The organism is Bordetella sp. 02P26C-1, assembly GCF_009763255.1.
GTDB lineage: Bacteria > Pseudomonadota > Gammaproteobacteria > Burkholderiales > Burkholderiaceae_B > Bordetella_A.
Genome location: NZ_WSJB01000019.1, coordinates 155,785 through 182,093, shown reverse-complemented (window position 1 = coordinate 182,093; position 26,309 = coordinate 155,785). Strand labels below are relative to the sequence as shown.

The window sequence follows — 26,309 nt, the reverse complement described above, 5'->3', positions numbered from 1 at the left end:
AATCCTGGGTAATCCGGCTCACGAGAGGACGCCGTCCGCCTCGAGCCGGTCGATGTCTTCTTCTTGGAGCCCCAGCAGTTCACGACAGACTTCTCGCGTGTGCTGACCGAGCAACGGTGCAGGAGCAGTAGGCGCCGATTCGGCATCGGAGTATCGGTAAGGGGCGCTGTTATAGGTGCTGGGCCCCATCTCGGGATGATTCAATGTGACCCAGTGGCCACGGGCAGCCAGTTGCGGATCACGCTCGAGCACGTCGCGGGCATCTTGCACGGGACCCGCCGTAACGCCGGCACGCTGAAGTGCCTGAGCCAAAGCCATTGCATCACGCTCAACCGTGTGACGGGTAATGGCCTCGTCAATTTGCTGCCGATCCTTCAACCGCCCTTCCACGCCAGCCCACTGGGGTTTTTGCTCCAACCCTAACTCGGTGGAAAGCGCCTGCCATTGCTCGTCACAACAAACGGAAATCGCAATCCAGCGATCATCGCCCGAGCATCGATACACCCCATAGGGCGCGTATTCAGGATGTGTGTTTCCCGCGCGCTGTTCCACGACCTCATTGACGAAATAATTCATCATCGTGGGCCCCAACATGGCCAGGGTGGGCTCCATCTGGGCGAGGTCTATCAGTTGGCCTATGCCCGTACGTCGCTGATGACGCAACGCGGCCAGAATGGCAAACGCGGCATGGCCGGGATTGGGTATATGGTCGGGATAATTTGTGCCAGTGCCCGCCGGTTCGCGCTCAGGCAAGCCGGTCAGATGCATAAACCCGGTAAGCGCTGCAATGGTCAAGCCATACCCGAGATCCGCGCGCGCCGGTCCACTGGCACCCTGCATGGACATGGCGACGAAGACCAGATCCGGTTTGATCTCTTTGAGCACCTCATAGCCCAGACCGAGCTTGTCCATCACGCCTGGCGTGAAGTTATTGCAGACCAAATGCGCGTCAGCGATCAGCCGTTTAACCATCGCCAGCCCGCGTTCGTCCTTGACGTTCAGGGTGACGCTGCGCTTACTGGAGTTGCGATCAGCGAAATAGCCGCTGCGATTGACGCCGGGGACCTTGTCTTTAAATGGCTTGGTGACCCGCAGCGTGTCCAGGCGCTGATGACTTTCAATCTTGATAACATCCGCGCCAAGATCAGCCAGGATTTTGGTCGTGTAGGAACCCGCGCCGATCCACGAGAAGTCAATCACGCGAATGCCATTGAGTAATCGTTTCATTGGTGTTCCTCGGTGGCGGCGGACAGGCCACAAGTGCGGGCATCGCGATTCAAACTGGACAGGACCTCTTGGGTGTGTTGCCCCAGCGTGGGCGCTCCGACTCGCAAACGCCAGGGCGTGGCGCTCAATTGATAGGGAGCACCTGGCATACGAAGCTCAGTCCCATCCGCGGCATTGATGTTGACGAAATAATCCCGATGCGCCCGTTGCGGATCCGCGGCAATATCACTGGCGTCGCATATAGGCGCGATAGGAATACGATGCTCGCGGCCTTTCGCTTGAAGCTGTTCTTTGGTGTGCCGTAACGCAAAGGGAGCAAACACATCACGGAAGATGCGCTTTGCTTCATCGGTGGCCAAGAAGGTCTGGTCACTCCAGCGCGAATCGCGGAATTGCTCGGCCTCCTTTAAGCCTTCGGAAATCAGCCATTCCGTGGTTACGCTCCAGAAGCGGTTGCTCCCAATGCCTCCGGCCATCAAATACACATATCCATCCTGGCAGAGAAATGCCCCCGTGCCGGCCAGTCGTTGCGTACCGGCGTTGCGTTTGCGTATCGTGCCCTCAAGGTCATAGAACTGCACCGCGTTTTCTAACCCCATGACCACGCACTCCTGCATGGCGACATCGATATGTTGGCCAGCCCCGCTCACCTCTGCGTCGTAGACGGCTGCGAGCGTGGCTACCGCTGCAAACAGATTGGCTGCACCGACCGCCTGCTCCCCGCAGGCGACCATGGGTGCAGTGTCGGGATAACCCGCGAGGTACATCATGCCGCCCATCGCCATCACTGTCAGATCGGTGGCCAGCCATTCCGCATAGGGGCCTTCCTGCCCAAACGGCGTGATGCTGGTCATGACGATCGCCGGATTCACGGCCCGGAGCGCGGCATAGTCCAAGCCATAGCGCCGCATCGTGCCAGGCGCCTCACTTTCGAGCACCACGGATGCTTTGGCGGCAAGCCGCAAGAACGTCTCGCGATCCGCCGGGTCTTCGAAATCGAGTACCACACTACGTTTGTTGGTGTTCTCGTACTGATAACGCAAACTGTGCTCGGGTGACTCGCCGCCTCGGACATAGGGACCAACATGCCGCGTGGAAGAGCCTTGCGGCGGCTCTATCAGAATGACGTCAGCCCCAAGGTCGGCGAAGAGCTTGCCGCAATAGTTGCCCAACGGTCCGCCCAAATCGAGTACGGTGATTCCGTCCAATGCCCCAAAACAGTCATGTGTGGATATCTGCATGAAATAAAGTTCGCGCTTGTATGAATATGTCGGTTAAGACGCCTGAGCTACTGCCGTACCGACGGCACTACTGCATCTGATAGATGCCGGCCTTCTTGGCCAGATCGCGCCATTTCGTGATGTTGTTTTCGGTGCTGATTCGCATTTCCTCGGGGGTGCTAGCCACCACGGTGAAGCCCTGCTGCTCCAGCGTCTTACGATTCTTTTGGAGCGCTTTGGTGATCGAATCGTTGAGCTTTTTGACGACCGCTTCATCTGCGCCGGCCGGCATGTTGAAGCCGTACCAGGTGTCGGAGTCATAGCCTTTCAAACCAAGCTCGTCAAAAGTCGCCACATCCGGTAGCGCCGCCACGCGCTTAGGGCTGCCGATACCCAATAACCGAAGCTTTCCTTGGTCCGCCAGATCTTTTGCCGAGGCGCTCTGCACAAACATCATGTCGATGTGTCCACCCAGCAGATCCGCCATCGCCGGCGCACCACCTCGGTAGGGCACGTGCGTAATGTCTACCTTGGCCATTTCCTTCATCAGTTCACCAGCCATGTGCTGGGAACTGCCTACGCCTGCTGATCCATACGAGAGTTTTTGAGGATTGGCCTTTGCGAAATCAATGAGCGCCTGCATGGACGTATACGGAGAGTCCGCGCGGACAGCCAGCACCAGCGGCGCAGCGACAGCGACCGACAAAGGTGTGAAGTCCTTCAACGAGTCGTAATTGAGCTTTTTGTAGATGGAGGGGTTCACCGACAAGATGCCGTCCGTCGTCAACATCCAGGTATAGCCATCCGGCTTTTGGCGCTTGACATAATCGGCCGCGATCGTGCCCCCTGCCCCGGCGTGATTCTCGACAATCACGCTTTGCTTTAAGTCTTCAGCCACCGCTTGTCCAACCATTCTCGCCAGCGTGTCGGTACTCGCGCCTGCCGCGTACGGGACGATGAGCTTCATCGGTCCATTAGGAAAGTCTGGTTTGGCGTGCACGCTGGTCGTGACGACGGCGGCAACAGCGACAACCAGCATGTTGGCCAGTTTCTTTAGTCTCATCCTCGGTCTCCCTTTGTCTTAGCGATTCAGTATCGCGAGTGTTGAGCTCGCCGTTTTGTTGTGGAATCTTAGAAGTGCGAGGATGAGAGGGTCAACGCTGAAACGTCCATAATGCGAACTAAATAGAATATACGGGACAATATTTTCTTTTATTAGTATCGCTATACGGACTTTTTTGGAAGCGGGCGCGAGTGCCGCGCCCGCCATGCGATATCAATCGAGGGAGACGCCGAGTTGCTTGATCAGAGTGGAGTACACCTGAGTGTCGGCTTGAATGCCGGATTCGAATGCCGCGGTGCTATCACTCAACGACAGGACGAGATTGTTATCCCGCAGCCACTTAGCAAACAGCTCCGACTTACCGAACTCCATGACCGCTTCGTTGAGTTTGTCGACGACTTGTTTTGGTGTCCCCGCGCGCGTAAAGACGCCGAACCAAGGCGTACGGTAATAATCCGGAAAACCTGATTCCTTGAACGTGGGCACGGAAGGAACGGCGTTCAAACGATCCTCGGTCACAATGGCGAGTGCCTTGAGCTTGCCTGCCTGAATATGAGGCGTCGAGGTAGAGACGTCCAGAAAACCAATGCCGATGTGGTCGCCGATGAGATCTTGCAACGCTGGCGCCGCACCCTTATATCCCACCTGGGTCATCTTGAGCCCGGCTTTGTTAAGGAAGTCTTCGAACAAGAAGTAACTCAGCGAGGTGTTGCCGAAGCTGGCGTAGGAAGCACCGGGGTTGCTCTTTACGTAGCTGATGAAGTCGTCCAACGTGTTGAGCTTGGATGAGGCTGGCACGAGTAAGCCTTGGGGGATACTCGCCAGTCGGGTAATCGGCTGCAAATTGGCGGGATCAAATGGCTGCTTCTTGTAGAGAAATGGCGCGACCGCCGGCGTGGACGTATCTAGAAGCGCAATCGTGTAGCCATTGGGCTCCGAGGAAATGACCTCACGCGCAGCGATCACTGTGCCGCCACCCGACTTATTCTCCACGACAAAGGTTTGGTTAAATTTTTCGCCAAGATAGCGCGCGAGTAAGCGAGCCAGCGAGTCAGACGACCCGCCCGGTGCATACGGAACGATGATCCGTACAGGCTTAGACGGATAGTTATCCGCCAACGCCTTGCCCACTGGGACCACGGCAATCAATGCAGAAAGCAATAAACCCGAAATAGAACGACGCAGCAAGACAGTCTCCTGTTTAATAATTGCTCTTTGAGTTTTTGATGAAATCGCTGGCGCGTTCGGCGATCATCAGGACCGAAGCCTGAATGTTCGAAGATGGAATCGCCGGAATCGCGGATGCATCCGCGACGCGCAAGGATTTCACGCCCTTGACGGTGAGGTCGCTATTGAGCACGGCGCCCTCATCATCTCCCATTCGACAGGTTCCGCATGGGTGGTAAACCGTCCCCGCCACCTGTCTGATATACCGAAGAATCTCCTCATCGGACGAATGCTCCGATAATCCGGATTGGTTCTCGGTGATAATCTCGGCAAGCGCGTGGGCTTTTGCGATTTTTAGTGCGAGCCGCACGCCTTCGATGTTTTCTTTCACATCCAACGGATCTGATAGATACGCCGCCCGAATAACTGGCGGCTCATTGAAATCCTTGCTCCGGAGAGTCAAAGACCCTTTGCTCGCCGGCCGGCATTGGCTCATGTTGAGCATGAACCCCGCAGCGTGGGGCAAACGATAGGACGGCGTGGTTGCAGTACAGAAATTGATGTACTGGATCTGAACGTTCGCCTCCTCGACCTCAGGATTCGTACGCGCAAACAGCACAGCCTCGGTGGGACCAATAGCAAGAGGTCCGTCACGCTTGACGAGATACGCCCCCACCGTCTTGGCCAACGACAGCCGCGATCGCATCTTTTCGTTCAGGGTGCCGATCTCCCGAGATCGGAATCGCATGCGTACCAGCAAGTGGTCTTGGAGATTACGGCCGACCTCGGGCTGATTCACCAGCACCTCAATGCCCAGGCGTGCAAGCGCAGTGCCATCTCCAATCCCCGACAGCATGAGCAACTGCGGCGTTCCGATCGCGCCTGCGGCAAGTACGACTTCTTTTCTAGCCCGGATCACAACACTGTCATTCGTACCGTCGTGGCGGGCAATAATGCCGGTTGCTCTGCGCTCATCGAACATCACGCGTTGTGCCGTCATGCGCGTCAGCACTGTCAGGTTGCCGCGCTTTCTGGCTTCTCTCAGATAGGCACGGGATGACGACGCTCGCCGTCCGTTCTCGATATTTGACTGAACCGGCGAAACGCCGCTCAACTGCCCGTCATTCACATCGATATGATTGTCGATGCCCACTGCGTTACAGGCGTTTATGAATCTTTGCGCGCCTTCGGATAACACCTTGGGCGTGGTGATTGCGACCTTCCCGGTTTGACCGCGCGTTGCCCCAGGGTCGCCCTGCCATTTTTCGACTTTACGGAAGTATGGGACGCAGGCATCCCACGACCAGCCTTTTGCTCCGGCTTGTTCCCACCGATCATAGTCAAACGGAGAGCCTCGCAAATAGACCAACCCATTGACCGATCCCGAGCCGCCGATCACTTTTCCACGGGGCCAGGCGATGGTCCGGTTATCCAGGTGTGGCTCCGCTTCGGTCTGGTAGTTCCAATAGTGCTTGCCAGCCTCCATGATCTTGGCATATCCCGCGGGGATATGAAACCACGGATGCGAGTCCTCTCCGCCGCTCTCGATCAGCACGACCTGAAGGTTTGGGTCTTCTGACACGCGTGCAGCAACGATGCAGCCGGCGCTTCCCGCGCCAACCACGACGATATCTGCCTCCACTATTCTGGTCATCCGCTGCACCTTATACGGCTGGGGGTGTGAACATGTTCAGCAAGGGTTTTCTCATCAACCAGTGCTCAACATTCTGAATAAAAATGTCGATCACGCGCTCCATGACGTCGCCGCTATGCGCGGCGGCGTGCGGCGTGATGAGCAGGTTGTCCAATGCCCACAAAGGCGACTCCGAAGGCAGAGGCTCGCTATGAAACACATCCAGGTATGCACCAGCGATATGTTTTTCGGACAACGCATGCAGCAGCGCCGATTCATCGAGGACGCCCCCACGTCCCACATTCACAATGTGCGCATGCGATCCAAGCGCCGCGATAATCTTTGCATCGACCAAGCCGCGGGTACGGGGAGTTAACGGACAGCAGATCACCAGCCACTCGACCCGCGCGGCAATGCGTTCGAGCTGGTCGATCGCATGAACTTCGTCAAACCTTTCGACCAGATTGCCGGTACGGTTCAGGCCGATGGTATGCATACCGAACAGGCTGGCCATTCTGGCAAGCTCCGAGCCTACATGTCCTGTTCCTATGATGACGATGCGCTGCCCCTCGAGCGCCCGGGGGAAGTCTTCCATGGCGGGCCTGACCCACTCCTTTTGGGCCTTGGCGCGGATGTAGAGCGGGAACTTTTTGTAGAGCGCCAGAATGCCGGTCAAAGCCATCAGCGCGACAGACTTACTATTGGCCCCAGCGCTGGTCGTGGTCAAAACGCCTCGGGATGCCAATTCGGAATAGACTGGCCGGTCCGCTCCCGATGAAAATATATGCAGCCATTTCAGGCCTGATGCCTCGTCGAGCAGCGAAAAGAACTGTCTGGCCGAAGACGCAAGGCCTTTCTGATTCGATCCCTCGTAAATGTCTCGGCTGAACAATGCGATGTCGATATCAGCGACTGTCTGGACCCCACCCACACGATCCGTCGATATGACTTCTATTGTCGTATCCAACCGCTTAGCCAAGGCATCGAGCCTGGCCTGCATGGCATTCTTGGCAAGTGGTGAAGCCAGTATTTTTATGGCGTGTTTGCTGTGCTGCGAATCCATGGCTACACAACTCGAAGGGAAAGAAGGAAAGCATTAAAGTGCGGGTGCGATGCCACTCAGTGCCGGAATGAGCTGTCGATCTTGTCGAGTTTGCGCAGCAAAGCGGGCCATTCCTTCATGCCATAAGCACGTCGCACCGATCGATCGAAAAGGTGCGCCGTCTTGGCCAGAACCTCGTCAGAGGGAAGACGCAGCGGGGTCTGACTGGCCATTGCGTCGATCTGGATCTGGCAGGACCGCTCCAACGCGCGCATCAGATAGAAAGCCTCGGCAATCGTCGGACCGCAAGTCAACAGACCGTGATTGCGCAGAATCAACGCGTTATGTTGGCCCAGACTTTTTTGCAGACGGGCACGCTCATCAAGGTCCACAACAGGGCCTTCATAGTCGTGGTACCCCGTCGCATTCCAGAATCGCATCCCAGTCTGATTCAAGGGCAACAAGCCGCATTCCATCGCGGCGACGGCAGCGCCGGCACGGGTGTGGGTATGCAGCACACACATCGCGTCTTCGCGCCCCTGATGCACGGCGCTATGCACCATGTATCCGGCAGGATTGATATGCAGCGACTCGTCAGCTCGCGAAATGATTTCGCCTTCGATCGACACCTTCACCAGGCTGGACGCGGTGATCTCCTCGAACAAGTAGCCATAGGGGTTGATCAGAAACTCTTCCGTGCCGGGGATCCTGGCGCTGATATGGGTGCTAATCAGATCCGACATACCAAACAAATCTATCAACCGATAGCACGCTGCCAGATCGACGCGAGTTTGCCACTCGATGTCGGTACACATCCCGCGCATGCTGGGAATTTCCACCCGGGTTTCGGTGTCGTGGTACTGCATTATCTTCATTGCACACTCCTTGTTGTTATGAGGTCGAGTGAGTCCGCGATCTATTGGCTGGAAATCTGAGCAGTCCGGATCACGCCCCCCAGGAATCCAGTTCCTGTTGCACGTATTGCTTGAACGCCGCGGGATCTCTGTAGTCGACAATCAGGGCCTCGGCTTCCAGCGCGGCAGCGAGTTTCTCATCTCGCGCGAGCTTTTCAACGGCGCGTTGCACAATCGCCACTTCCGCGTCACTCATGCCAGCCGGTCCGACCACGCCATACCACGCACTCGCGTCGAATCCGGGATAGCCGGATTCAGCGATTGTGGGAATGTCAGGCAGCATGGACAATCTTTTCGTCGAGGTCACTACCAGGGGTTTGAGCCGCCCGGCGTTCATCATCGCGAGCCCTGCCGTGGTGGAAAACGAGAAATCGAGCAGTCCCGAGACGAGGTCCTGCACGGCAGGCGTGCCGCCTCGGTACGGGACATGCAGAAACTCCACCCCGGTCCGGGTCTGAAACAGCTCGGCGGCTAAATGTTGAGAGGATCCGATACCCGCAGAGCCATACTTGAGCGGCTGGGGGCCGCTCTTGGCCCATGTCATGAACTGATCGAAGTTATTGACTGGTGTCTCCGTCCTGACGAAGAGTATGTTGGGAGAGTCCACCCATTTCGCGATATGCGTGAAGTCCTTGATCGGATCGAACGCGATATTTTTATAGATGTGAGGGTTCAAGGTAAGCATCCCGCCCGTTGTCAATAACAGGGTCGAGCCGTCGTTCTTTGCCTTGGCCACATGCGCGGCTGCAATGTTTCCGCCGGCTCCAGGTTTGTTGTCGACGATATATGTCCTACCGGTTTCTTCAGTGAGGCGCTGAGCCAGCATGCGCCCGAGTTTGTCACCCGCCCCACCCGGCGCCAATGGCACGACGACCGTTCGCGCTCCGCCGCGGCTGTCCACTTCGTTGCTCGATGCTGGGGTCGTGATGCTGCCAAGCGCGATGGATATGGCCAGCGCCGCCTTCAGTACGAATTTCATGTCTCCTCCGCTCATATTTTTTGTCATTCCACCCTGAATGCGTCAGGGCTTTGAATCGTTTTTGTGATCGGTTTTGCCCGTCACTCACCGGGCACGCATCATTAGTGATACGGACGAAGCGTTATGAGCGTGCTCAGTTCGGGTGAAAACGAGTGATCCGGTAGCCGTCCGTATGGTCGACGTATTCCACGCTGACGGGTAGATCAAGGGCCAGCCGCGGCAGATGAACGTGATCCATATAGCCGATCATGATGGGCCCTTCTTCCAGTTGCACGGCAACCACTAGATGGGGCGCCGGATAGGCAGGAAGGTATTGACGATGAAACACCGTCCAGGAAAGTATTTTCCCGTGGCCCGAGACGGGTGCCCATTCCACGTCAAAGCTCAGCGATTCGGGGCACATCGGGCCAGGCGGGTAATAAAAAACGCCTGTTTCGCGGCACCGCTGTAGTTTCAGTTGACCCTGGGAAATGCTCTCCCACATCGGGGCGTCGTACGGCGAGTATTGTCGAGGTGTCTTGCTCATGGCATCTCTTTCCTAATTTGATTAGCGTCCATAGATGATGGACATCGCCTTGCCCGCAACGTCCGACACGTACTGCACATACCGGCAATCAGGCACTTGCCGATCCCCCTCGCCTCCTCGCAGCTGACGCACGGCCTCTAATTGATGGTTCCACCCCTGCATATAGGATTCCGACAAATGTCCGCCGTGGGTATTGACCGGTAGCTTTCCGTTCACCCCTATACCGTTCTGAGCAATAAAACGCGCACCCTCTCCTTGGCCGCAAAACCCGAAGCCCTCCAGCGCGAAGAAGATATGCGGGCTGAAGCTGTCATACACCAGCAGTGCATCAATATCTTCGGGCCCCACGCCGGCAGCTGCATAAACCTGTTCTGCCGCTTTTTGCTGCGCAGGACGATAGAAATCGATGAGACGGGGACCCAAACTGGTTGCATGATGGTTGAGATCCGCGCGGCCCAGACCTTGGATCATCACCGGCTGACGGCAAGTCTTGCGAGCGCGCTCGGCTTCCATGATGATCAAGGCCACGCCGCCGTCGTTGATCAAGCAGTAATCATTCAGACGAAGCGGCTCGGCAATGTAGTTAGCAGCCAAGTACTCTTCGATTGACAGAAACTTGTTGCGCATGATCGCGTGGGGATTCATGGATGCCCACTGGCGCTGTGCTACCGCCACTTGGCCAAGATCCTTGTCCGTCACGCCCCAAAGTTCTTTGTAGCGTTGGAACATCAGCGCATACAGCGCCCCCTGGGATGTCAAACCCCAAGGGCTATGGTAGACATAAGAAAGAAAGGCCCCACCGCCCATTGCCTCGGGACCGCCGTACTGCACGGCCGCCGAACGCTGGTCGTTGCCATATACAAGCGCCACGACTTCCGCCATGCCGGAATGGATCGCGAGCACGGCCTGCATCACAGCCTGAACCGCATCGGCCTGGCCACCCCAGCGGGGGTCGATGTTTAACACCTCGCCCATGCGTTCGTAGGCAGTCGTCGGGCCAACGATCAGGCCATCAACCTCCGAGCGGTCAATCCCGGCGTCGGCCAAAGCGCGAGCAAACGCCTGCGCGGCGTAGCCATAGGAGTCATAGGGCTTCTCGCCGTTGCGGACGCGACGGTAGTCTTCCACCCAGTCGGTATGACCGATGCCGACCACCGCCGAAACGCCCGACGTACGCGTGCTGCGTGCTTGTGAAATAGTGCTCACCTTATTCCTCACTGTGGACTCTTTTGCATTGGTGTCGTATCTTAAGCGCGAACATTCCTGCCCTCTACGCCAAAATAGTCCACTTTGTGAAATTCATGACCACCGAACTACGCGCAGAAAGAACCGGTACGCAAGCCATCCACCGATGTGCCTCGTTGCTCAGGCTAATCACGACCCATAACCGCAACGGGATGCGGCTGGTTGACTTGTATCGCAGTACCGGCCTGGCCCGTCCGACCACCCATCGCTTGCTGCAAGCGCTGGTGGCCGAAGGGTTCGTGCGTCAGGACGAACGCAGCCGGCGATACTTCCTGGGATCGCTCACCTACGAGATGGGCGTCGCTGCAGCGGCGCCTTATACCTACGATCTGCGTGACACTTGTCAGCCACATTTGCGCGATGTGGCCGATCGCACGGGCGACACGGTCTTTCTCACCATCCGTTCGGGGTTTGATGGCGTCTGCATCGCACGGGCGGAAGGCGCATTCCCCATCAAAGTCTTCGTGCTGGATGTAGGGCGGCGCCGACCACTCAATGTGGGGGCGGGAGCGTTAGCGGTTCTCTCTGCGCTGACGGACGAAGAGATTTCCCGGATCACCGTGGCGAATCAAGAAAAGCTAATCCGCGACTATCCGCGTTTCGATAGCGATCAGATGTGGAAACGCATCCATCAGGCACGCCAAAATGGATACCTGATGAACCATGTCCTGGAAGTGGAATCCGTCAGGTCCATCGCCGTCCCCATTCTCGACCCGCACAACCGGCCACTGGGTGCCATCAGCATATCGGCGCTGCAGAATCGCCTGAACGGCCAAGCCATGCTCGAAAAAGTCGAGATCATCAAGGAGGCGGTCGCCGCGATACAACAAAAATTGCGCGCGCATTTGCAAGACGAAGACAACTGAGCGGGATGGGTCTGCATCTGCCATGACCGTGTCCGCCTAGGCGCGTGATTGAACTGACGATTGAACCGACCCCACCCTGACGAACGCCCCACCTTTAATGGATGCTCCCGCCAAAAATGTCGTCGCCCGTCCCGCCAAAAATTCCGCGAACCGTGTTGTCGACTTCGGCACAACGTCTCTGTATCGCCAACAGGGCATGAAAACGCATAGCAGGTATTTCCAAACCGAGTTCGGCGCTCGCAGCGATATGCCTCATCGCGGCCATTAGTTCATCCAGCGCAGCGTAAGCAGGCATAACGCCCCCTGAGAGATGGTGGAGCGTTATTCTGGTTAGCCGCGCCCAGGCTCACAATAAGTAAAAGTCAGGATGGATAGATTTGGCACTCCCATGGGCAGCATCCGCTTCGCGGTGCCACCGGGCGGCGGCCCGTTGGCCGATCACGAGACACCGCCGGCACATGCAATCCTGTCTAGCTAAGGGTATGCTTGACGACGTATCAGCAAATGGCGATTTCCGTTGCCAATGGGCAGCCGTCATCACCATCATGAATCCGCGCGGCCTCCCCTACCTCGGTCATGTCAGACAAACCTTTTTCCGCACTGCGTCCCGCCCTGCCGATCTTGATTGGCGCGTCTGTCATGCTCTCCCTGTCGATGGGACTGCGCCAGAGCCTCGGCATCTTCCTGCCACCGCTGACCCGGGACTTGGGCATCTCGGTCAGTGAATTCACCATCGCCATCTCGGTACAAAACCTGGCCTGGGGCATTCTTCAGCCATTTGCCGGCGCCCTGATCGTGAGGATGGGATTCCGGCCAATGATGGCAGGCGGTGCGCTGCTCTATCTGTTGGGCATGATTCTGCTGGCCACGGCGCAAGGCGTACTCAGCCTGATTCTGGGTGCGGGTCTGGCAGTCGGTGCCGCATTGGCCGCGACGGGCAGTGCGGTTGCCATGGCCGCGGCAACCCGACCGGTTTCACCGAAGGCGCGAAGCCTGACATTGGGCATCGTCTCGGCAGCCGGCTCTTTGGGCGCCATGCTCGCCGCGCCCCTCGGCCAGACCGTGATACAGGGATGGGGTTGGCGCGCCGGTGCAGTGTCATTCGTGATTTTGGCCGCCTTTATGATTCCCGCCGCTTGGTACGCAGGCAAGGTCGATCGTCTGCCTCGGCCCGCACCACCTGTTGGAGGTGATCTCAGTGCGGGTCAGGCACTGTCGGTCGCCATGAAGAATTTGCCCTTCGTCGTGATGGCGATCACGTATTTTGTCTGCGGTATGCAGCTCGTATTCCTCACGACGCATCTGCCTACCTATCTGGAATTATGCGGTTTGGACCCGATGCTCTCGGCGAAGGCGTTGGCCACGATCGGAGCGTTCAACGCCCTGGGCAGTCTGTTTTTTGGCTGGGCCGGGGGCCGTTGGAACAAGCTGATCCTGTTGGGGCTGATCTATGTGCTGCGTTCACTGGCCTTCGTCTGGTACTTCTACGCGGTGCCCACGCCCACGACCACGCTGGTTTTCGCGGCAGTGATCGGGTTCTTGTGGTTAGGTGTGGCGCCCCTGGTGTCCGGCTGGATCGCCGAGACTTTTGGGCTGCGATGGCAAGCGATGCTCTCGGGGGTGGCCTTCTGCCTGCATCAGCTTGGCAGCTTTACCGGCGCCATTGGCGGGGGATTGGCGTATGACCTGCTTCATAACTACACGCTGGCGTGGCAGGTGGGCGCGGGCATAGGCCTTACCGCTGGGGTGGTCCAGATACTGACTGCCTATGCGACACGCCCGCGCCGGCTGGCACCGGCGTAATCCCTGCCGTCTTCGCGTCGCTGATTAGCTTTGCGGATACAGGCCGTGAGTTCGCGCGAACAAGCGGGCAAGTCCAAAGAGCGCGTCGATATTGGGCGTCGCGACCCCGACGTGGCTTGCGATCTCGCGTACGGTGCCCACTAGCGCATCGAGCTCAAGCGGTTTGTTCGCGCCCACGTCCTGCAACATCGACGTGCGAAACGCTCCGAGGCGCCGCGTCGCCTCGAACCGCTCCTCCGGTTGGGCGTTCAGGGAGATACCCAGGCGCTCGCCAACTTCACGGGCCTCGTTCATGCAGCGCGCCATGAAGTCGCGCACCAACGGATCGTCGACGATCCGGTCACCCGTGGCGCCGGTGATGGCCGAAATCGGATTGACCGTCATATTGCCCCAGAGCTTGAACCAAATGGTTTGTTGGATGCTTGGCGCCGCATGAACATCAAGACCCGCGGCTTTCATGTCGGCCATGATAGCTGCGCATCGGTCGGAGTGTGCGCCGCCCGTCGGCTCACCGAACGTGAATTTTGGGTTGGGCGCGTAGACGACGGTGCCGGGTTGCGGCGTGCTGGCCGAGAGATTACTGACGCAGCCGACCACGCGCCCTGCGGGAATCGCCTGACTGACCAAGCCACCTGGGTCAATGGATTCGATGCGCTGGAGATAGGCGGGACTCACGTCCAAGCCATGATAAAACCACCAAGGAACGCCGTTCATGGCCGAAACCACCACGGTGCGTTCGTGCATGAGCGCCGCAATGTTTTCAGCCACCGAAGCGATCGCTGTGTTCTTGACGGTCAGAAAAATAACGTCTTGCGGACCCAGGGCCTCGGGTTGGTCGGCGACCTCGAGCCGAGCGACTTCTTCATGTCCGTCGCATATCAGCTTCAACCCGCGCTTGCGAACGGCGCTTAATGTGTCACCACGAACCAGGCCGGACACAGGCAGACCAGCCCTCGCCAACCGGCCACCGATGAGCCCCCCGACCGCACCGAGACCATAGATGCAATACTTCATTTTGACCCCATCTCATGCACTAAATATGGCGCTATTCTATTTTGGTTACCCGGAGCAGACTATCAATGGCCCACGTGCGTGAAATCGAGACAGACAGGCTGATGCTGCGTCAGTGGAGAGATTCGGATTACCCTCCCTATGCATGCATGTGTGCTGATGCAGAAACCATGTGTTATTTTCCAAGGGTTCTTTCAGAAGAAGAAAGCTTTAGCATGGCCGAGCGCAACCGCGCACTCATTGATGTGCGCGGTTGGGGGTTATGGGCAGTAGAGTACAAACCCACTAAACAATTCATCGGCTTTCTGGGGCTGCACGTTCCAACGGTTGAATTACCTTTCTCCCCATGTGTGGAGATAGGCTGGCGGCTCGAACGCCATCATTGGGGAAATGGTCTTGCGACCGAAGGGGCTAAAGCGGTTCTTGATTTCGCGTTTGATGATTTAGCTTTGCCGGAAGTTGTTTCCTTTACCTCGTTGAACAACAAGCGATCGGAACGGGTTATGCAAAAGCTTGGGATGGTCCGTGACGCGTTGACTTTTCAACATCCTGCTCTCCCTGAAGGTCATGAACTTAGAGAGCATGTTTTATATAGAAAGAAGCACCCTGGACGGTGAATTGGCACTGACCAAGACCCGTATCCGGCAGTTCACTGGCAGGACCACACACACATGACAAGCTCGTCCGACACCGTACAGCACGAAGCTGTAGCCCCGCGCGGTTCAACCTCTGAAGTCTTTGGCGCCTTTTTGAAGCTGGGGTTGACCTCCTTCGGAGGGCCGATCGCGCATCTGGGCTACTTTCGTACGGAGTTTGTGGAGCGCCGCCGCTGGCTGGATGACCGCAGTTATTCTGATCTGGTCGCGTTGTGCCAGTTTTTGCCGGGGCCGGCCAGCAGCCAAGTGGGCATGGCGCTAGGGCTGGGCCGCGCCGGCTGGTTGGGGTTGATGGCGGCGTGGGCAGGATTCACTTTTCCATCGGCCATCGCCCTGATCCTGCTCGCCTTCGGCATTGCTCAATACCAGGAACTGGCCCAGTCCGGATTTGTGCATGGTCTCAAGGTGGTCGCCGTGGCCATCGTGGCGCAAGCGGTATGGGGTATGGCCAAGTCCTTATGTCCCGATCGCCCCCGCGCTGCCATCGCTGTGTTGGCGGCACTGCTAACCCTGGCCCTACCCTCGGCGGCAGGACAGATCGCTGCGATCGTGTTGGCAGGACTGCTGGGATCGTGGATGCTAAAGATTGCGCAATTTGATGGGGTGCAAACCCACAGGTACCCGGTATCGCGCAAGCTGGGCGTTGTCGCGCTGCTGCTGTTTGCAGCATTACTGCTAGCGCTGCCCGTGTGGGCGGCTGCCACGGGCTCCTCTGTGGTCGCGCTGCTGGACGGCGTGTACCGGTCCGGCGCGTTGGTCTTCGGGGGCGGGCATGTCGTGCTACCGCTGCTGCAATCCACTGTAGTGCCCAGCGGTATCGTCAGCAACGCCGATTTCCTGGCTGGCTATGGCGCAGCGCAGGCCGTGCCGGGTCCCCTGTTCACGTTTTCGGCTTATCTGGGCGCGGTCGCCCATGGCGCCCTGCATGGCTGGCTGGGCGGCTTGGCTCTGTTGGGGACCATATTCCTCCCAGGAATGCTCATCCTGGTCGGCGCACTACCGTTCTGGGAAGCGCTTCGTCACCGCGCGGGGATTCAGACGGTCATGGCGGGTATCAATGCCGGCGTAGTGGGTATCCTGGCGTCGGCGCTGTATGACCCGGTATGGGCAAGCACGATCCACAGTAGGGCCGACTTTGGGCTGGCGTTGTTCTCGTTCGGGCTGCTGACCATCGGTCGCGTGCCGCCAGCGATCGTCGTGCTGGTCGCCGGTTTGGCGGGGTGGATGATGGCGATGGGCAATTGAAGATTGATGACTGCCGGCCTTGTTTGCGCCGGCACCAGCATTCGCTCTGTCAACGTAGATTCCTTTAGTCCGCTTTTTGGTCTAGGGCGCCAGCAGATGCAATCTATTTTTACGATATGCCTGATGATCCGCAGCGGATTGCGATAGCCCCCACCATGCTGCCGGCAGAGCGAGGTGCAAGCCGCCAACCTTGGCTCATTGACCTGTCCCCGTGATTAGCGCGAAATTGTTGTAGAGTCCGTTTACAAAGGAGCGGCAATGACGAACCACAAAAGCACTGGAATTTTTCGGTGCCTTGTATGGGCATCGAGCGAGAGGTGACCGACCTGACAGTGGATGAGCTTAAACGCGCACGACAGGCGCGCGCCAAACCGATCGCAGACACCTCGGGTCGGTGGCCGATCGCGCAGCGCCAACGCGTGCCCAACGGCTCGGGTACGCCGCGGGCCATCGATGACAGCCTCAAACGCTGGGAGCCACTGAACCCGGGTTACCTGTCCCGCCAGATGGGCCACAAGAACGCGAAAATGTTCTTCGAGGTCTACTCGAAGTGGATCGACGGCGCGGCGAATCAGCTCGAAAAGGACAAGATGCGACGCCTGCTCGCCAGGGCCGACGGGGCAGAAAAACTGCCGCCAAACTGCAATCCAGAGTCACGGCGGGACCATGATTTGGGCCCGATTTTTACTTAAGTGACTGTTTTTATGGCGTCTCCGACAGGAATCGAACCTGTATCTAGGACTTAGGAGGTCCTTGTTCTATCCATTGAACTACGGAGACGAACCAAGCGCCGGATTGTATCGCTTTTCGGCAAAACAAAACTATCCAACTCCTCAGAATCGGACGAATCGCCAGATACAATAGCAGGCGAAGTGATCGCCGTCCGTCGCCGCTGAGCCGGAACCTCGTCCTCAAGCGATTGCCGGTTCAGACACCGCGCCACCGAATGAACTGGCGCCGAGCCACGCCATCTTTCGAAATGTTGCAAACAAGGACTTGCTTTACAGTTCCAAAAACTGTTTAAATTTCGCTCGTAAGTCTATAATTTGGCTGAATTTTCCCCGGCTCCGCTCAAGCCACCCCCCTGACCCGCCCCGGTCGCGCACCCTTTTTGTTTCGGTTGTCTTATGGTGTTTTTCTGGAAACGCGCCGTTGCAGCGTCTTTAGTGCCTCTAGCGATGGCGCTCGCCAGCGCCCTGCCCGATACCGCGCAGGCGGCCAAAAACACGACATGCAAGACCAACAGTAGCGCGGCCAACTGCAAGACTGCCAGTAAAAAGACCGCCGCCAAACCGGCCAGCGGCAAGGCAACAAAATCCGTAGCCACCAAGAGCAGCGGCTCGGCTAAACCGACAAAGAAGATAGCTTCAGCCACCAACACGGCCAAGAAGAAATCTCACAAGAGCACCATCATCGCGCGTCAGCGTACGGTGGCGGCGGCCAGCGCGGCAGCCGCCCTGCCCGCTGCCGAAGCGTCGATCCGCGATGAGATCCGCGCGCTGCGCTCCAGTACCGCCTATGTACAGGACCTAGAAACGTCGACTGTCCTGTTCGCCAAGAACGAAGACGTCGTGCGCCCGATCGCCTCGATCTCGAAATTGATGACCGCGCTCGTGGTGGTCGATTCGAACCAGCCCATGGACGAGGTGCTGGAGATCACCAGCGAAGACGTCGATACGCTCAAGCACACGACGTCGCGCCTGCAGATCGGCACGCGGCTCACGCGGGGCGACATGCTGCATCTGGCGCTGATGTCCTCGGAGAACCGCGCGGCCCATGCGCTGGGGCGCAATTATCCTGGCGGCATCCCTGCTTTTGTCCGCGCAATGAACAACAAAGCGCGCTCGCTGGGTATGTCGAGCACGTACTTCATCGAGCCCACGGGGCTATCCAGCCAGAACGTCTCATCGCCGCACGATCTGGCCCGCCTGCTGCGGGCGGCGGCACAGCGGCCTTTGATTCATCGTTACTCGACGGACGACGAATATGAGGTCGATGTGGCGAATCGTACCCAGATTTTCCGCAACACGAATCTGCTCGTGCGCAAGCCGGACTGGGACATCAAGGTATCGAAGACGGGCTTTATCAACGAAGCGGGCGAATGCCTGGTGATGCTCACGCGCATCAATGGCCGTGATCTGGCGATCGTGCTGTTGGATTCGCAAGGCAAGTATTCACGCATTGGCGACGCGGTTCGACTGCGCCGCATTCTGCAGAACGACGTCGCGATGCTGAAACTGGCACGCATGTAGGCCGACGAACCGCGCGGCGTGGGCTGACGGCTAAACACATCGACCTGCCGCCAGCTCATCGGCCAGCCGCCGTCTTCCGCTAATGGGTTATCTTCGTTCCTAACAATTCCAAGAACTGTGCGATCCACGCCGGATGCGCGGGCCAGGCGGGCGCGGAGACCAAGTTGCCATCGGTGTGCGCCTGATCGATAGCGATATCGGCATAGGTGCCGCCAGCCAGCTTGACCTCGGGCGCGCAAGCCGGATACGCCGAGCATGTACGCCCCTTCAGTACACCGGCAGCCGCGAGCAACTGCGCGCCATGACATACCGCGGCAATTGGCTTGCCCGCTGAATCGAATTGCTGAATGATTTCCAGCACGCGTTTATTCAAGCGCAGATATTCGGGCGCGCGTCCACCGGGAATGACCAGCCCATCATAGGCGCCCACATCCACCTGCTCAAAATCATGCGTGAGGGTGAACTTGTGCCCGGGCTTTTCGCTATAAGTCTGGTCGCCTTCAAAGTCATGAATCGCCGTGGCGACTTTATCCCCGGCTTTTTTATCCGGGCAGACCGCGTGGACGGTATGTCCGACTGCCTGCAGGGCCTGGAACGGCACCATGGTTTCGTAGTCTTCGGCGTAATCACCCACCAGCATCAACAGTTGTTTGCCCATCGTCGTCTCCCAAGGAAATCTCGACACACTCCAGTTATATACCAGTCGTGCTCATCGCAAAATGCCCGCAAGCGGCGCGCCCAATGCTGTGGCCATACCCGCGAACGTTTACTCCAGTGCGACGGAGACGGGCTTGGCGTCGAGCAGCGTGGTTAATACTTTGGGATCGATGCCCACCAGATACCCGCGTCGGCCACCATTGATATAGACAACCGGGTAGTCGAGCACGCTAGCCTCGACCCACACGGGCATCCGTTTGCGGGTGCCGAATGGCGAGGTGCCGCCAACCTGATAACCGGAGTGCTTTTGCGCGACGTCTGGATGGCAAGGCGACACTTTTTTATGTCCCGCCTGGCGCGCGAGATTTTTGGTGGAGACTTCGCGGTCGCCGTGCATCACCACGACCAGCGGATGCGCGGCCTCGTCTTCCATGATCAGGGTTTTTACGACCGCGTGTGGCTCCAAACCCAGTTGCCGCGCCGCTTCCCCCGCGCCACCGTGATCGATGTACTCGTAGGTGTGTTCGGTATAAGCGACTTTATGCTTTTTCAGCCACTGCGTGGCCGGTGTTTCGGATACGTGGCGGGCTTTGCTCATGACAGAAATCGTGATCTAAATCAGGTAGGAGGAAGCGTAGTTGCGCGCGGATGGTGGGCCGCGTGCAGGGCCTTGAGCCGTTCGCGCGCCACGTGCGTGTAGATCTGCGTTGTCGAAATATCGGCATGGCCCAACAACAGCTGTACCACGCGCAGGTCAGCGCCATGATTGAGTAGATGGGTGGCAAAGGCATGGCGCACAACGTGCGGCGAAAGCGGCGCGTTGATCCCGGCGATGATGGCGTATTTTTTGATCAATTGCCAGAACGCTTGCCGGGACATGGGTTGACCGCGCCCAGTCAAAAACAGCGCGTCACTCACGCGCGCGCCAGCGAGTTCGGGTCTTGCTGTTTGCATGTAACGCGCGATCCAATGCGCTGCCTCCGCGCCTAGCGGCACTAGTCGGTCCTTGCCGCCCTTGCCCATCACCACTCGCAGCACGCCTTCATTGAGGCTGAGCTCTAGCACTTTGATATAGACCAGTTCGGACACGCGTACGCCAGTGGCGTACAAGGTTTCCAACATGGCGCGATCGCGTAGCCCACGAGGCGTGTTCAAGTCCGGCGCCGCGAGCAAGGCTTCGACCTGGGCTTCTGAGAGCGTTTTGGGTGTGCGAGGCGGCTGCTTCGCTGCACTAAGCGTCAAACAAGGATCTTTGTCCGTGCGCTTTTCACGGAATGCCCAGGCATAAAACCGCCGCAGCGCCGCCAGACGCCGGTTGGCGGTAGTGGCCCGGCTGTCCTCATGCCGGGCGGCGAACCATGCTTGGATATCCTCGGCTTTTACCTCGGCGAGTTGAGTTGCTTGGGTAGCACCGGCGTGTTGCGCGGGATCTTCCAGCCATTGCGCAAAGGCAGTCAGATCGCGCCGGTACGCCGACAGCGTGTTTTTCGCCAGGCCATCTTCCAGCCACACCGCATCGATAAAGGCGTCGATGTCCGCTTGCGAATTCAGAGGCGTGGGCGACATCGTCTAGGCCACCGATCGTAACCATCGCTCAAAGAGCTTCAAAGCCTCTGAGCGTTCATCGCGCTGGGAATAGCCAAAGTAATAGCCTTGGACCACGCTTAGCACCTCGGGCACGGGCTGCACGAGCTTGCCGGCTTCGAGCGCGGGCTGCGCGAGAAAATACGGCACCAACCCCACACCCAGCCCCGCTTCTGCCGCCGCCAACATCATGGTAAACAAGTCATAGCGGGGCCCCCCCGCGGCGTGCGGCCCGTAATTCAGATGATTCGCGCTATACCAAAGCCGCCAGGCATCCGGGCGTGAGCTCAAGTGCAGGTGCGTCAGACCCGTCAGACCGTCTTCCTCGCGGCGCGGCAAATGCGGTGCGCAAACCGGCACCAATTCTTTTTCAGGGAATAGCAGCACGCCTTGGGTGCCCGGCCACAGACTGCTGGCGTGATAGATGGCCCCATCAAACGGCTGATCCTTGAACTGAAACGGCAAGGTGCGCACCGACAGGCTCACGGTGATGTCGGGGTGCTGCTGCTGGAATGCGGGCAGACGCGGAATCAACCAAGTCGTCGCCAGTGTCGGGACCACGGCAATATGAATACTGCGGCCCATGCCGGTGCGGCTGACCAGGCCAAACGTATCCTTTTCAATCTGATCCAGATGGTGGCGAATGCGGCCGGCGTACTCCGCGCCATGCTCGGTCAGCACAATTCGCCGCCGCACCCGGGTGAATAGCTGCACCCCCAGACGAGCCTCCAGGCTCGCGACCTGGCGGTACACCGCGCTATGCGTCAATGAAAGCTCCTCCGCGGCGCGGGAAAAGCTTCCCAGCCGGGCGGAGGCTTCGAACGCCTGCAGGGCGCTCAGATTCGGTATGCCATTGCGCATGAGTAGAGTAAAAAGCAGCGGTGGCGCGACTGCCAGTCGGGCAATAGAACGTGCCGCCAAATCAATTTGTTGTGCAATTTTATCAATTGCCATGTGCAAGCGAGGAACATTATGCTCAACAGCCTACAATCGGGCTGTTTTATTAGCCCGTTACCTTTTTTCAGCTTGCTATGACTACTTCGACTTCTACTGCACAAGCCCGGCTGGGCGGACATATTCTGGTCGATCAGCTGGCCGCTCACGGCGTCAAACACGTGTTCTGCGTGCCGGGAGAAAGCTATCTGGCCGTGCTGGACGGCTTGCACGACGCCAAGATCGATGTGACCGTCTGCCGCCAGGAAGGCGGCGCCGCCATGATGGCCGACGCCCACGGCAAGCTGACGGGCGAGCCCGGCATCTGCATGGTCACCCGCGGCCCGGGTGCGACCAACGCGATGGCGGGCGTGCATATCGCCAAGCAAGACTCCACGCCGATGATTCTGTTCGTCGGCCAGATCGAACGCGGCATGCGCGAGCGCGAAGCGTTCCAGGAAATGGATTATCGCGCCGTCTTCGGCACGCAGGCCAAGTGGGTCACGGAAATCGATCAGATCGAGCGTATCCCCGAGCTGATTTCGCGCGCCTTTCACATCGCCACCTCGGGCCGCCCCGGTCCGGTTGTGATCGCGCTGCCCGAAGACATGCTGACCGAAACCGCGACCGTGCCGGACGCGCCGCGCTATGAAGTCATCGACAGCGCACCGACCGCGGGGCAACTCAAGCAGCTCGAACAATTGCTCGCCGAGGCCCGCTCGCCGGTCGCCATTCTGGGCGGCACGCGCTGGAGCGCCGAGGCTGTCGAACAATTCGCCGCGTTTGCCGAACGCCTGTCGCTGCCGACCGCGGTGTCGTTCCGCCGCCAAATGCTGTTCCCGGCCGATCACCCCTGCTTTATCGGTGACGTTGGCCTGGGCATCAATCCCGCGCTGCTCAAGCGCGTGGCCGATGCGGATCTGGTTTTGCTCGTCGGCGGCCGTATGTCGGAGAACCCGAGCCAAGCCTACACCCTGCTCGACATTCCCGTGCCGCGTCAGAAACTGGTGCACGTCCACCCCGACAGCGCCGAGCTGGGCCGCGTCTATCGCCCCACGCTGGCGATCAACACCTCGCCGGCCTCGTTCGCCGAGGCATTGGCCAACGTGAAAGGCCCGTCGCAGCCCGCCTGGGCCGCCGATACGCCCGCCGCGCGCGAATCGTATCTGCGTTGGAGCGATCCGACGACGATTCAAACCCCGGGTCAGCTGCAACTCGGCGGCGTGATGGCGTATCTGGAAAAGGCGTTGCCGGCCGACGCGATCATGACCAACGGCGCGGGCAACTATGCCACCTGGCTGCATCGCTTCCACCGCTTTACCCGCTATGGCACGCAATTGGCCCCAACCTCGGGCTCGATGGGCTATGGCTTGCCGGCGGCAGTCGGCGCCAAGCGCGTACAGCCTGAAAAGACCGTGGTGTGCTTCGCTGGCGATGGTTGCTTCATGATGCACGGTCAGGAGTTCGCAACGGCGGTTCAGTACGACCTGCCCATCATCGTCGTTCTGATCGACAACGGCATGTATGGCACGATCCGCATGCACCAGGAAAAGCATTATCCAGGCCGCATCTCCGCAACGCAGTTGAAGAACCCCGATTTCGCCGCCTATGCGCAGGCCTTTGGCGGCTATGGCGAGCGTGTCGAGACGACCGAACAATTCGGGCCAGCGTTCGAACGCGCAGTCGCCAGCGGCAAGCCGGCGATTCTGCACTGCCTGATCGATCCGCAAACGATTACGCCTTCGACCACTTTGGACAATATTCGCGACGCCGCGCTCAAGGCGAAAGCCTGAACGTCGTCTTCGCATTGACGTATTAACCCAGCTTACGAATTCCGTATCGCGCTACATACCGGAGACCCTTATGTCCTCGAATCCTTCTTTTCACTGGCAAGACCCTCTGTTGCTGGATCAGCAACTGACCGACGAAGAGCGCATGGTGCGCGACGCCGCCCTGGCCTATGCGCAAGACAAGCTGGCTCCGCGCGTGCTCGAAGCCTTCCGTCACGAAAAGACCGACCCGGCGATCTTCGCTGAAATGGGCGAACTCGGCCTGCTCGGCGTGACCATCCCGACCGAATACGGCGGCGCTGGCCTGAACTACGTCAGCTACGGTCTGATCGCCCGCGAAGTCGAGCGCGTGGACTCGGGCTATCGTTCGATGATGAGCGTGCAATCGTCGCTGGTGATGGTGCCGATCAATGAATTCGGCAGCGAAGCCCAAAAGCAGAAATACCTGCCCAAGCTGGCCGCTGGCGAATGGATCGGCTGCTTTGGCTTGACCGAGCCGAACCATGGTTCCGATCCCAACGGCATGGAAACCCGCGCCGTGTTCACCGGCGACAGCTACAAGCTGACCGGCAACAAGATGTGGATCACCAACTCGCCGATCGCTGACGTGTTCGTGGTGTGGGCCAAGGCCGTGGGCGGTGAGTTCGACGGCAAGATCCGCGGCTTCATCCTCGAAAAAGGCATGAAGGGTCTGTCCGCCCCCGCGATCCACGGCAAGGTGGGTCTGCGTGCCTCGATCACCGGCGAAATCGTGATGGACGAAGTCGAAGTGTCCGTCGACCAAATGATGCCGGGCGTGTCCGGCCTGCGCGGTCCCTTCACCTGCCTGAACTCGGCTCGCTACGGTATCGCCTGGGGTGCCCTGGGCGCCGCGGAAGCCTGCTGGCATACCGCCCGCCAATACACCCTGGATCGCAAGCAGTTCGGCCGCCCGCTGGCTGCCAATCAGCTGATCCAGAAGAAGCTGGCCGACATGCAGACCGAGATCACGCTCGGCCTGCAAGGCTGCCTGCGTCTGGGCCGCATGAAGGACGAAGGCACCGCCGCTGTCGAAATCACCTCCATCATGAAGCGCAACTCCTGCGGCAAGGCGCTGGACATCGCGCGACTGGCGCGTGACATGCTGGGCGGCAACGGCATCTCCGACGAATTCGGCGTGGCCCGTCACCTGGTCAACCTCGAAGTCGTCAACACCTACGAAGGCACCCATGATGTTCACGCCCTGATTCTGGGTCGTGCACAAACAGGCCTTCAGGCGTTCTGCTAATCGTAGTCGTCTGTCATGGCATTCGGATGAATTCACTGCCTGCTCAGTGATTCATCCAGCATAAAGCCCTCCGCTTTTTTGAGCGGAGGGCTTTTAATTATTTCAGCCAGCGTGGTTGGTGGCATTACCCCGCGTTACTCTTTTGCGTGCGCAACCAGGCGATGACCTCCTCGGCTCGCTCCGATTCCGCCACGTGAGCCCAAAAGTCGCGCCCGTCGTTGTCCGTGGCATATACGTCCACGGGCCGCGTCATGAGCAATGCCAACAACCCGATATTTCCGCGACGGCCGGCCACCATTAAGGGGGTCATGCCATCTCCTCGCGCGAAGTTCACTTCCGCGCCATTCTCACAAAGCGCGGCGGCAATCTCGACATGCTGCTCCTCGACTGCCGCCATGAGGGCACGCCGCCCATCGCTCTCGCGATTCACATCGACGCCGCGTGCGATCAGTTGCATCACGATTTCCAGTGCATTTTCCGACGCCGCCTCCATCAGGACCGTATGGCCAGCGTTGTCCGCGATTTCGATATCTGCCCCTCGGTCTAACAGCAGGATAAATGTCTCAGTATGTCTGGGACTGCATGCGTAGGCCAATGCGGTCATCCCCATGTCATCGCGCGCATTGACATCAGCCCCGTGGTCGAGCAGCGCTCGCGCGATATGGGTATAGCCGTTCCAGCCGGCTTCCATAAGCGCAGTCCTGCCGTAGGCGCATTTAGTATCCGGCTTCGCGCCGGCCCCCAACAGGGCCGTGACGGCATCAAGACGGCCCCTGGTGATTGCGTGAAACAAGGGGGTTTGAGAGTAAACAGGAGCGTCAACGTTGGCCTTGGCATCGATCAAGGCGTTGATCACCTCGACGTCCGCGCTTTGTATGGCCCGCATTAATGCAGTGATCCCCTCGGCGTCAATCCTATTGATATCGAGGTACGGGGCGACCTCTTTGAGAGCCCTGATCACATCGGCATTATTGTTCAATACCGCCACATGATAGGCCGAGCGTCCTTCCTCGTCCCAGATGCTGAAATCAAAGCCGGGCCGCTCGGCGGCGAGGCGCCGGATGGCGTCGGCGTCGTTGAGTGCTGGAAATAACTGTTTGCGAGACTCGGCCAGATTGCCGGATAAGTAATTCCAGGTGTAATACAGAAGTTGCGTACCCGCAGAAATAATGGTCATGGTAGCTCTGGGAAATGGATGGCGATCCATACCAGTACCAATCCGTCTCCTC

The 26,309-nt window shown here is 58.7% G+C and carries 24 protein-coding genes and 1 tRNA gene; 8 read left to right on the top strand and 17 right to left on the bottom strand.

The genetic code is table 11. The features are described from left to right. Positions 1-18: 18 nt before the first annotated feature. From GOQ28_RS11905 to GOQ28_RS11860, 10 genes are all read right to left on the bottom strand, one after another. The gene (locus GOQ28_RS11905; RefSeq protein ID WP_160356598.1) at positions 19-1,227 is read right to left on the bottom strand and encodes a CaiB/BaiF CoA transferase family protein; all 1,209 of its coding nucleotides are present in this window, start codon (positions 1,225-1,227) and stop codon (positions 19-21) included. Then, positions 1,224-2,468 (bottom strand): CaiB/BaiF CoA transferase family protein, encoded by a 1,245-nt coding sequence (locus tag GOQ28_RS11900; protein WP_160356597.1) that lies wholly within the window; start codon positions 2,466-2,468, stop codon positions 1,224-1,226. The genes GOQ28_RS11905 and GOQ28_RS11900 overlap by 4 nt, the downstream gene beginning before the upstream one ends. 67 nt (positions 2,469-2,535) lie before the next feature. Further along, positions 2,536-3,510, bottom strand: a complete 975-nt coding sequence (locus GOQ28_RS11895) for a Bug family tripartite tricarboxylate transporter substrate binding protein (protein ID WP_160356596.1) — start codon at positions 3,508-3,510, stop codon at positions 2,536-2,538. A 213-nt stretch (positions 3,511-3,723) separates the two neighbouring features. Continuing rightward, positions 3,724-4,698, bottom strand: a complete 975-nt coding sequence (locus GOQ28_RS11890; protein ID WP_160356595.1) for a Bug family tripartite tricarboxylate transporter substrate binding protein — start codon at positions 4,696-4,698, stop codon at positions 3,724-3,726. A 13-nt stretch (positions 4,699-4,711) separates the two neighbouring features. Further along, entirely contained in the window at positions 4,712-6,331 is a 1,620-nt protein-coding gene (locus GOQ28_RS11885; protein WP_160356594.1) for a GMC family oxidoreductase, read from the bottom strand. A 10-nt stretch (positions 6,332-6,341) separates the two neighbouring features. After that, positions 6,342-7,373: a D-2-hydroxyacid dehydrogenase gene (locus GOQ28_RS11880; RefSeq protein WP_160356593.1), complete on the bottom strand. Its 1,032-nt coding sequence runs from the start codon at positions 7,371-7,373 to the stop codon at positions 6,342-6,344. A gap of 56 nt (positions 7,374-7,429) precedes the next feature. After that, a complete protein-coding gene (locus tag GOQ28_RS11875; RefSeq protein ID WP_160356631.1) occupies positions 7,430-8,218 on the bottom strand; it encodes a class II aldolase/adducin family protein in 789 nt (262 codons plus the stop codon). Between the two features lie 79 nt (positions 8,219-8,297). Next, positions 8,298-9,245: a Bug family tripartite tricarboxylate transporter substrate binding protein gene (locus GOQ28_RS11870; RefSeq protein ID WP_160356592.1), complete on the bottom strand. Its 948-nt coding sequence runs from the start codon at positions 9,243-9,245 to the stop codon at positions 8,298-8,300. A gap of 133 nt (positions 9,246-9,378) precedes the next feature. After that, positions 9,379-9,771: a Zn-ribbon domain-containing OB-fold protein gene (locus GOQ28_RS11865; protein WP_160356591.1), complete on the bottom strand. Its 393-nt coding sequence runs from the start codon at positions 9,769-9,771 to the stop codon at positions 9,379-9,381. Between the two features lie 21 nt (positions 9,772-9,792). Continuing rightward, positions 9,793-10,977 carry a thiolase family protein gene (locus GOQ28_RS11860; protein WP_236844317.1) on the bottom strand — a complete coding sequence of 395 codons (1,185 nt, stop codon included), beginning with the start codon at positions 10,975-10,977 and terminating at the stop codon, positions 9,793-9,795. A gap of 95 nt (positions 10,978-11,072) precedes the next feature. Between GOQ28_RS11860 and GOQ28_RS11855 the strand changes: the two genes are divergently transcribed. Both GOQ28_RS11855 and GOQ28_RS11850 read left to right on the top strand, forming a co-directional pair. Further along, positions 11,073-11,882, top strand: a complete 810-nt coding sequence (locus GOQ28_RS11855; protein ID WP_160356590.1) for an IclR family transcriptional regulator — start codon at positions 11,073-11,075, stop codon at positions 11,880-11,882. 576 nt (positions 11,883-12,458) lie between these two features. Further along, positions 12,459-13,685, top strand: a complete 1,227-nt coding sequence (locus GOQ28_RS11850; RefSeq protein ID WP_160356589.1) for an MFS transporter — start codon at positions 12,459-12,461, stop codon at positions 13,683-13,685. Positions 13,686-13,709: 24 nt separating this feature from the next. Here GOQ28_RS11850 and GOQ28_RS11845 read toward each other — a convergent pair whose 3' ends face one another. Further along, positions 13,710-14,699 (bottom strand): 2-dehydropantoate 2-reductase, encoded by a 990-nt coding sequence (locus GOQ28_RS11845; protein ID WP_160356588.1) that lies wholly within the window; start codon positions 14,697-14,699, stop codon positions 13,710-13,712. A gap of 65 nt (positions 14,700-14,764) precedes the next feature. Between GOQ28_RS11845 and GOQ28_RS11840 the strand changes: the two genes are divergently transcribed. The 3 genes from GOQ28_RS11840 (at position 14,765) to GOQ28_RS11830 (ending at position 17,289) form a co-directional block, all read left to right on the top strand. Then, positions 14,765-15,313, top strand: coding sequence for a GNAT family N-acetyltransferase (locus tag GOQ28_RS11840; protein ID WP_160356587.1), 549 nt, complete (start codon positions 14,765-14,767; stop codon positions 15,311-15,313). A 54-nt stretch (positions 15,314-15,367) separates the two neighbouring features. After that, complete coding sequence (gene chrA / locus GOQ28_RS11835; protein ID WP_160356586.1) at positions 15,368-16,597, top strand: chromate efflux transporter; 1,230 nt, start codon at positions 15,368-15,370, stop codon at positions 16,595-16,597. A gap of 299 nt (positions 16,598-16,896) precedes the next feature. After that, a complete protein-coding gene (locus tag GOQ28_RS11830; RefSeq protein WP_160356585.1) occupies positions 16,897-17,289 on the top strand; it encodes a transposase in 393 nt (130 codons plus the stop codon). Between the two features lie 13 nt (positions 17,290-17,302). Here the strand turns inward: GOQ28_RS11830 and GOQ28_RS11825 are convergent. After that, a tRNA-Arg gene (locus GOQ28_RS11825) sits at positions 17,303-17,377 on the bottom strand. A 347-nt stretch (positions 17,378-17,724) separates the two neighbouring features. On the opposite strand from GOQ28_RS11825, the gene pbpG reads away from it, so the two are divergent. Beyond that, positions 17,725-18,849 (top strand): D-alanyl-D-alanine endopeptidase, encoded by a 1,125-nt coding sequence (gene pbpG, locus GOQ28_RS11820; protein WP_160351438.1) that lies wholly within the window; start codon positions 17,725-17,727, stop codon positions 18,847-18,849. 79 nt (positions 18,850-18,928) lie between these two features. On the opposite strand, the gene GOQ28_RS11815 is transcribed toward pbpG, so the two are convergent. The 4 genes from GOQ28_RS11815 to GOQ28_RS11800 all read right to left on the bottom strand — a co-directional run bounded on the left by GOQ28_RS11815 (position 18,929) and on the right by GOQ28_RS11800 (position 21,951). Further along, positions 18,929-19,507: a DJ-1/PfpI family protein gene (locus tag GOQ28_RS11815; protein WP_160356584.1), complete on the bottom strand. Its 579-nt coding sequence runs from the start codon at positions 19,505-19,507 to the stop codon at positions 18,929-18,931. A gap of 108 nt (positions 19,508-19,615) precedes the next feature. Continuing rightward, a complete protein-coding gene (gene ybaK, locus GOQ28_RS11810; protein WP_160356583.1) occupies positions 19,616-20,104 on the bottom strand; it encodes a Cys-tRNA(Pro) deacylase in 489 nt (162 codons plus the stop codon). A gap of 20 nt (positions 20,105-20,124) precedes the next feature. Beyond that, positions 20,125-21,072: a site-specific tyrosine recombinase XerD gene (gene xerD, locus GOQ28_RS11805; protein ID WP_160356582.1), complete on the bottom strand. Its 948-nt coding sequence runs from the start codon at positions 21,070-21,072 to the stop codon at positions 20,125-20,127. Positions 21,073-21,075: 3 nt separating this feature from the next. Then, entirely contained in the window at positions 21,076-21,951 is an 876-nt protein-coding gene (locus GOQ28_RS11800) for a LysR substrate-binding domain-containing protein (RefSeq protein WP_160356629.1), read from the bottom strand. Between the two features lie 170 nt (positions 21,952-22,121). Here GOQ28_RS11800 and GOQ28_RS11795 point away from each other — a divergent pair, with 170 nt between their 5' ends. After that, the gene (locus tag GOQ28_RS11795; RefSeq protein WP_160356581.1) at positions 22,122-23,816 is read left to right on the top strand and encodes a thiamine pyrophosphate-binding protein; all 1,695 of its coding nucleotides are present in this window, start codon (positions 22,122-22,124) and stop codon (positions 23,814-23,816) included. A gap of 70 nt (positions 23,817-23,886) precedes the next feature. After that, positions 23,887-25,080 (top strand): acyl-CoA dehydrogenase, encoded by a 1,194-nt coding sequence (locus GOQ28_RS11790; protein ID WP_160349275.1) that lies wholly within the window; start codon positions 23,887-23,889, stop codon positions 25,078-25,080. 124 nt (positions 25,081-25,204) lie between these two features. On the opposite strand, the gene GOQ28_RS11785 is transcribed toward GOQ28_RS11790, so the two are convergent. After that, a complete protein-coding gene (locus GOQ28_RS11785; RefSeq protein ID WP_160356580.1) occupies positions 25,205-26,257 on the bottom strand; it encodes an ankyrin repeat domain-containing protein in 1,053 nt (350 codons plus the stop codon). Positions 26,258-26,309: the final 52 nt, after the last annotated feature.

What these genes read in the sequence shown, in the direction of transcription:
- GOQ28_RS11905 (WP_160356598.1), bottom strand. Translation starts at nt 1,227, where the DNA reads ATGAAACGATTACTCAATGGCATTCGCGTGATTGACTTCTCGTGGATC.
- GOQ28_RS11900 (WP_160356597.1), bottom strand. Translation starts at nt 2,468, where the DNA reads ATGCAGATATCCACACATGACTGTTTTGGGGCATTGGACGGAATCACC.
- GOQ28_RS11895 (WP_160356596.1), bottom strand. Translation starts at nt 3,510, where the DNA reads ATGAGACTAAAGAAACTGGCCAACATGCTGGTTGTCGCTGTTGCCGCC.
- GOQ28_RS11885 (WP_160356594.1), bottom strand. Translation starts at nt 6,331, where the DNA reads ATGACCAGAATAGTGGAGGCAGATATCGTCGTGGTTGGCGCGGGAAGC.
- GOQ28_RS11880 (WP_160356593.1), bottom strand. Translation starts at nt 7,373, where the DNA reads ATGGATTCGCAGCACAGCAAACACGCCATAAAAATACTGGCTTCACCA.
- GOQ28_RS11875 (WP_160356631.1), bottom strand. Translation starts at nt 8,218, where the DNA reads ATGCAGTACCACGACACCGAAACCCGGGTGGAAATTCCCAGCATGCGC.
- GOQ28_RS11870 (WP_160356592.1), bottom strand. Translation starts at nt 9,245, where the DNA reads ATGAAATTCGTACTGAAGGCGGCGCTGGCCATATCCATCGCGCTTGGC.
- GOQ28_RS11865 (WP_160356591.1), bottom strand. Translation starts at nt 9,771, where the DNA reads ATGAGCAAGACACCTCGACAATACTCGCCGTACGACGCCCCGATGTGG.
- GOQ28_RS11855 (WP_160356590.1), top strand. Translation starts at nt 11,073, where the DNA reads ATGACCACCGAACTACGCGCAGAAAGAACCGGTACGCAAGCCATCCAC.
- GOQ28_RS11850 (WP_160356589.1), top strand. Translation starts at nt 12,459, where the DNA reads ATGTCAGACAAACCTTTTTCCGCACTGCGTCCCGCCCTGCCGATCTTG.
- GOQ28_RS11845 (WP_160356588.1), bottom strand. Translation starts at nt 14,699, where the DNA reads ATGAAGTATTGCATCTATGGTCTCGGTGCGGTCGGGGGGCTCATCGGT.
- GOQ28_RS11840 (WP_160356587.1), top strand. Translation starts at nt 14,765, where the DNA reads ATGGCCCACGTGCGTGAAATCGAGACAGACAGGCTGATGCTGCGTCAG.
- chrA (WP_160356586.1), top strand. Translation starts at nt 15,368, where the DNA reads ATGACAAGCTCGTCCGACACCGTACAGCACGAAGCTGTAGCCCCGCGC.
- GOQ28_RS11830 (WP_160356585.1), top strand. Translation starts at nt 16,897, where the DNA reads ATGGGCATCGAGCGAGAGGTGACCGACCTGACAGTGGATGAGCTTAAA.
- pbpG (WP_160351438.1), top strand. Translation starts at nt 17,725, where the DNA reads ATGGTGTTTTTCTGGAAACGCGCCGTTGCAGCGTCTTTAGTGCCTCTA.
- GOQ28_RS11815 (WP_160356584.1), bottom strand. Translation starts at nt 19,507, where the DNA reads ATGGGCAAACAACTGTTGATGCTGGTGGGTGATTACGCCGAAGACTAC.
- ybaK (WP_160356583.1), bottom strand. Translation starts at nt 20,104, where the DNA reads ATGAGCAAAGCCCGCCACGTATCCGAAACACCGGCCACGCAGTGGCTG.
- xerD (WP_160356582.1), bottom strand. Translation starts at nt 21,072, where the DNA reads ATGTCGCCCACGCCTCTGAATTCGCAAGCGGACATCGACGCCTTTATC.
- GOQ28_RS11800 (WP_160356629.1), bottom strand. Translation starts at nt 21,951, where the DNA reads ATGCGCAATGGCATACCGAATCTGAGCGCCCTGCAGGCGTTCGAAGCC.
- GOQ28_RS11795 (WP_160356581.1), top strand. Translation starts at nt 22,122, where the DNA reads ATGACTACTTCGACTTCTACTGCACAAGCCCGGCTGGGCGGACATATT.
- GOQ28_RS11790 (WP_160349275.1), top strand. Translation starts at nt 23,887, where the DNA reads ATGTCCTCGAATCCTTCTTTTCACTGGCAAGACCCTCTGTTGCTGGAT.
- GOQ28_RS11785 (WP_160356580.1), bottom strand. Translation starts at nt 26,257, where the DNA reads ATGACCATTATTTCTGCGGGTACGCAACTTCTGTATTACACCTGGAAT.